The 4,208-nt window shown below is 73.6% G+C and carries 3 protein-coding genes; all 3 read left to right on the forward strand.

The genetic code is table 11. The features are described from left to right. Positions 1-223: 223 nt before the first annotated feature. From RI554_10640 to RI554_10650, 3 genes are read left to right on the forward strand one after another with little or no spacing between them, the layout of a single operon-like run. The gene (locus tag RI554_10640; protein MDR9392473.1) at positions 224-3,394 is read left to right on the forward strand and encodes an Ig-like domain-containing protein; all 3,171 of its coding nucleotides are present in this window, start codon (positions 224-226) and stop codon (positions 3,392-3,394) included. Continuing rightward, positions 3,394-3,630, forward strand: a complete 237-nt coding sequence (locus RI554_10645) for a hypothetical protein (GenBank protein MDR9392474.1) — start codon at positions 3,394-3,396, stop codon at positions 3,628-3,630. Before RI554_10640 ends, RI554_10645 begins: the two co-directional genes overlap by 1 nt. Further along, the gene (locus RI554_10650; protein ID MDR9392475.1) at positions 3,627-4,124 is read left to right on the forward strand and encodes a hypothetical protein; all 498 of its coding nucleotides are present in this window, start codon (positions 3,627-3,629) and stop codon (positions 4,122-4,124) included. Before RI554_10645 ends, RI554_10650 begins: the two co-directional genes overlap by 4 nt. The last annotated feature ends 84 nt before the right edge of the window (positions 4,125-4,208 follow it).

The following is a 4,208-nucleotide window of genomic DNA, read 5'->3' on the forward strand; positions in this document are numbered from 1 at the left end:
ACCCCCGCACCCCCGTCGCGCGACGCCGGGACCCCGTGCGAACGCGTTGCGAACGCGGCGTTCCTATCCTCCCTCGGGGTGTGCGCCCACAGGGCGCAGCCCAGAAGGAGGTCATCGCATGCAGGCACGCAGGTTGCTGCGAGGGGGCACGCCGCGCTCCGCCCACCATGATTCACGGACCCTCCGGCGCCGCATCGTCCGTCCGCGAGCGACGTCGGTCATCATGCTGGCCCTCGGATGGCTCTCCGTCGCGTACGCATCGTCCGACGGAGGGACCTTCGCGTTCGAAGGCACCGACTACGGCTACCACGTCGTCGAGGGCACGGAATCGGATCTACCGGACCTGTTCGCCACGTACTACGGTCCGTCGCTGACGCTGCCGTGGGGCATCACGTACGAGGTGCAACAGCACGTCCTCGGGGGGACCCATCAGCTGACGACCATGAAGCAGGAACCCTCCGCCCCGGACATACCTGCCGGTGACCACGTCTTCGTCAAGCCACAGGGCCCGGACGGCACCCTTTGGCTCGGAGGAACGAAGAGTGACGGCGCGTTCGCCGAGGTCAACAGCGGACGGAAACTGGACGCGGACGGAACGTCGATCGTGAACAACGGAACGGACGTCGACCAGTCCAACAAACTCACGCCGGGAACGACGTACGCGTTCCTCTTCGTGTTCGACGTGCTGAATGCGCCCGCCAAACCCGACGACACGTCGCCTCCCGTGTGCACGTTGGCGTCGCCCTCGGACGTCTTCCAGGTCGTCTCCGCCGGCGACGTCGCCCAGATCGGCAACCCATGCGACGCGTCGGGCACCTACGCGGTCACGCAGGACGTCGACTTCGCGGGCGTCACGCACGCGCCGCAGGCGTTCTCCGGCGTCCTGCGGGGGCCCGAGGAGCGGGTCGTGCTCTCGAACCTCGTCGTGACGGACGGGAGCGGGGGCCTGTTCTCCGAGCTGGGGGACGGTGCGGTCGTCGAGAACCTGACGCTTCGGAACGTGACGGTGTCCGCGACGACGACCAGCCCGACCGGCGTCCTCGCGAAACGGGCCAGCGGAGACCTCACCGTGGCGAACGTGCTGCTGGACGGGGTCACGGTGAGCAGCACCGACGACGGCGGGGGTCTCGTCGGACGCCTCGCCGCCGACGGGGACGGCGTGGCGCGCGTCTCGGCCGTGACGGTCTCCGGTTCCTCGGTGTCGGCCGCCAACAACGGTGCGGGGGGCCTCTTCGCGTCGGTCACGACGCCCGGCGGGACCGGAAGCTACGGCGACCTGTCCATCACGGACGTCGTCGTCGATGCCGGCACGACGGTCGCGTCGGGTTCGTTCTCGGCCGGCGGCGTCGCGGGGGAGGTCGAGGCGACCCTGACCCTCGACCGCATTCGGGCGTTTCCGACGGCCGTGACGGCCGGCCACTTCTACGCGGGTGGGCTCGTCGGGTTGTTCGACGCCGCCAGCGGCCGCGGGCGGGTGACGCGGTCGTTCGTGTCGACCAGCGACGTCTCCGGGAACTCGTACGTCGGGGGGTGGTTCGGCGCGGTGCAGGGTCCCCTCCACGTCGCCGACGCCTTCGCGTCCACGACCACGATCGGGCTCTCCAACCAGCACGCCGGGGGCGGCGTCGGGAGCCTCTCCGCCCCGATCTCGTCGTCCGACGTCGCCCTCCGCACCCAGACGATCGCCGGGGGGAATCGCGGACGCGGCGCGAGCATCGGATACGTCGACAAGACGCAAGGGGGGAACGCGTCGGGCGAGGGCGTGGTCCTCGACGATTCCGGCCTGCGCGTCCTCGGGGGAGTGACCGACGGGGGGGATGGCTACACCGACTTCGCGGGCGCCGATTGGCTTCGGTTCGCGTCGCCGTCCGAGACCGACGCCCTCGGCGCGACGTCGCACACCGACGCCGACCTCCGTGCGTTGGCGACCTACCAGGCGGCCGGGTGGGCCATCCAAGCGTCGACGGCGCCGGGGTGCCGAACCCCGTGGGCGATCGAGGACGGCGTCGGGTACCCGTACCTGCAGTTCGACTCGGCCGCCCCCGGGTACGAGCGGGACCTCGACACGTGCGCGGAGGCGGACGCCGGACCGCCGGCGTCCGACGCGCCCGTCGCGACGGGGTTGGTGCTGTCCGACGCGCGCGGAGCGCCTCTGACTTCCTCGCGACGCGCGCACCTGCCGTTCGACGTACGCGTGACGCTGGTCGACGACGACGGCAACCCCGTCGAGAACGCCGACGCGCCGGCCACCGTGACGTTGGACGTGGTGGGGGGCGAGGCCGGCGACCTTCGTTTCGCCACCCGCGAGCCCGCCACGCCGGTCACCGCGACGTTGGCGGCAGGCGCGTCGTCGGTCCTGTTCGAGGACGTCGTGTTCGTCGGGGACGGCGACGGCGTCGCGGAGGTCGCGCTGCGCGCGACCGCGACCGGCGGTCGCGCCGACGGCCTGCGCGGTCGGGACGAGGGTGCGACGTTCACCCCCGTCAAGCTGACGGTGACGCCGGACGCCGACGAACTGCCCGCGGACGGCGTCAGCACGGCGCGCGTCACGATGCGTCTGGCGGACGTGGACGGGTCCGCCGTGGCGGGCGCGAGCGTACGGGTGACGACCGACCTGGGCACCCTGCACGCGACGGCGGACGCCCGCGACGACGGAGCCCCCGAGCGTTCGTACGTGACCGACGCGGACGGGACGGTCACCGCGACCCTGCGCGCCGCCGCGGTGGCGGGCGTCGCGACCGTGACGGCGGACTGTCCCGGGTCGTGCCCGACCACGGCGCGCGTCGCCTTCGTCGGGGCGATCGAGGACGTCGCGCCCGTGCCGGGCGACGGGCGCGGTTGGGTGGTGTTCGACGCCCCGACCGGCGTGTCGGAGGTCGAGATCGAGATCGCGGTGGAGGGCGACGCCCCCCGCGTGTCGACCGTCCCCGCCGGAGCGCCGGTGGCGCTCGGGGACCTGACGAACGGCGTCCCCACGACCGTGCGCGTCCGGGCGGTGTTCGATCCCGACCGGCGCGGCCCGTGGAGCGCACCCACGACGCTGACGCCGAGCGACGACGCGGAGGTCGCGTCGAGCGAACCGACGTTCAACGTGCCCGACGCCCCCGTCGCCCTCACCCCCGACCCCGAGGGCGGCACGGGGACGTTCACCGTCACGATGACCGCCCGGAACGCGTCGGAGACCGCGCTCGAGAACGTCTGGCTGCAGGCCCTCGACGTCCCCGCGGGCGTGGCGATCGTCGCGATCGACGCGACGCAGGGCAGCGTCGAGCGGGTGCGGGTCGACGGCCGCGAGAACTGGTTCTGGCGCGACGCGCACCTCGCGCCGTCCGACGACGCATCCGACGACGCCCTCGAGACCCTCACGGTGACGCTCCGTGTGGAGGTGAACTGATGCGACGGACCCCACGCGTGGGGCGCGCGGCAATCGGCATCGCCGTCGCGCTCACCCTCTCCCTTCTCCTGGCGGGCTGCAGCCAGGACTGCGTGGCGTGCTCCCAGGTGCGGGGCGACGCCGGTACGACGCACGTGACGATGCGGCTCTGCACGAGCGCGATCCCGAACCCCGAGGCCGAGGCCCGCGCGTGCGACGTACTGGACGTCGACGTCGCGACGGAGGACGACGGATGAGCGGGTCGATCGCACGCCCCCTGGTCGGCCTGCTGGCCCTCCTCGCCTTGACCGTTCCGGCCGGCGCCGTCGCCCAGGACGCGCGGTTCGGCGCGACGCTGGCCTACGGCGGCCAGGACGCGCACCCGCTCGCCGTCGGGGTCGACGCGAGCCTCACCCTAGACGCCGCGTCACTCGATCCGTCCCTCCCCGAGGGGGCGGCGCTCGGCGTGCGGGTGGATGCGTCGGCGCCGACGGGCGCGCCGGCGTACCCCGCGCTCGCGGTGGGCGGCGTGTGGCGGCAGGCCGTCGCGGGCCTCGTCGCCTACGGCGGCCTCGGGGCGGACGTCCGCGGGTTCGACGTGGACGGCGTCCGCTGCTACGAGACCGCGGCGCGCCTGACGGCGGGCCTCGAAGTGCCGGTGGCCGACGCCGTGGCGCTGCGCGCCGAGGCGGTCGCGCTGAGCTCGGGGCGCCTGAGCGCCGGGCTGGGCGTGACGTTCGCTCTCCCCTGACGCCCCCCGCCTGCTCACACCGACCAGCGCGCGCGGCCCCCCGTGGGTCGCGCGCGTCACGTCGTGCAGGGAGGGAACGGCGCC

This window comes from Trueperaceae bacterium (assembly GCA_031581195.1).
Lineage (GTDB): Bacteria > Deinococcota > Deinococci > Deinococcales > Trueperaceae > SLSQ01.

Bases quoted from the DNA above. Each gene is read 5' to 3' on its own strand.
- RI554_10640 (MDR9392473.1), top strand. From the start codon at position 224: ATGCTGGCCCTCGGATGGCTCTCCGTCGCGTACGCATCGTCCGACGGA.
- RI554_10650 (MDR9392475.1), top strand. From the start codon at position 3,627: ATGAGCGGGTCGATCGCACGCCCCCTGGTCGGCCTGCTGGCCCTCCTC.
- RI554_10645 (MDR9392474.1), top strand. From the start codon at position 3,394: ATGCGACGGACCCCACGCGTGGGGCGCGCGGCAATCGGCATCGCCGTC.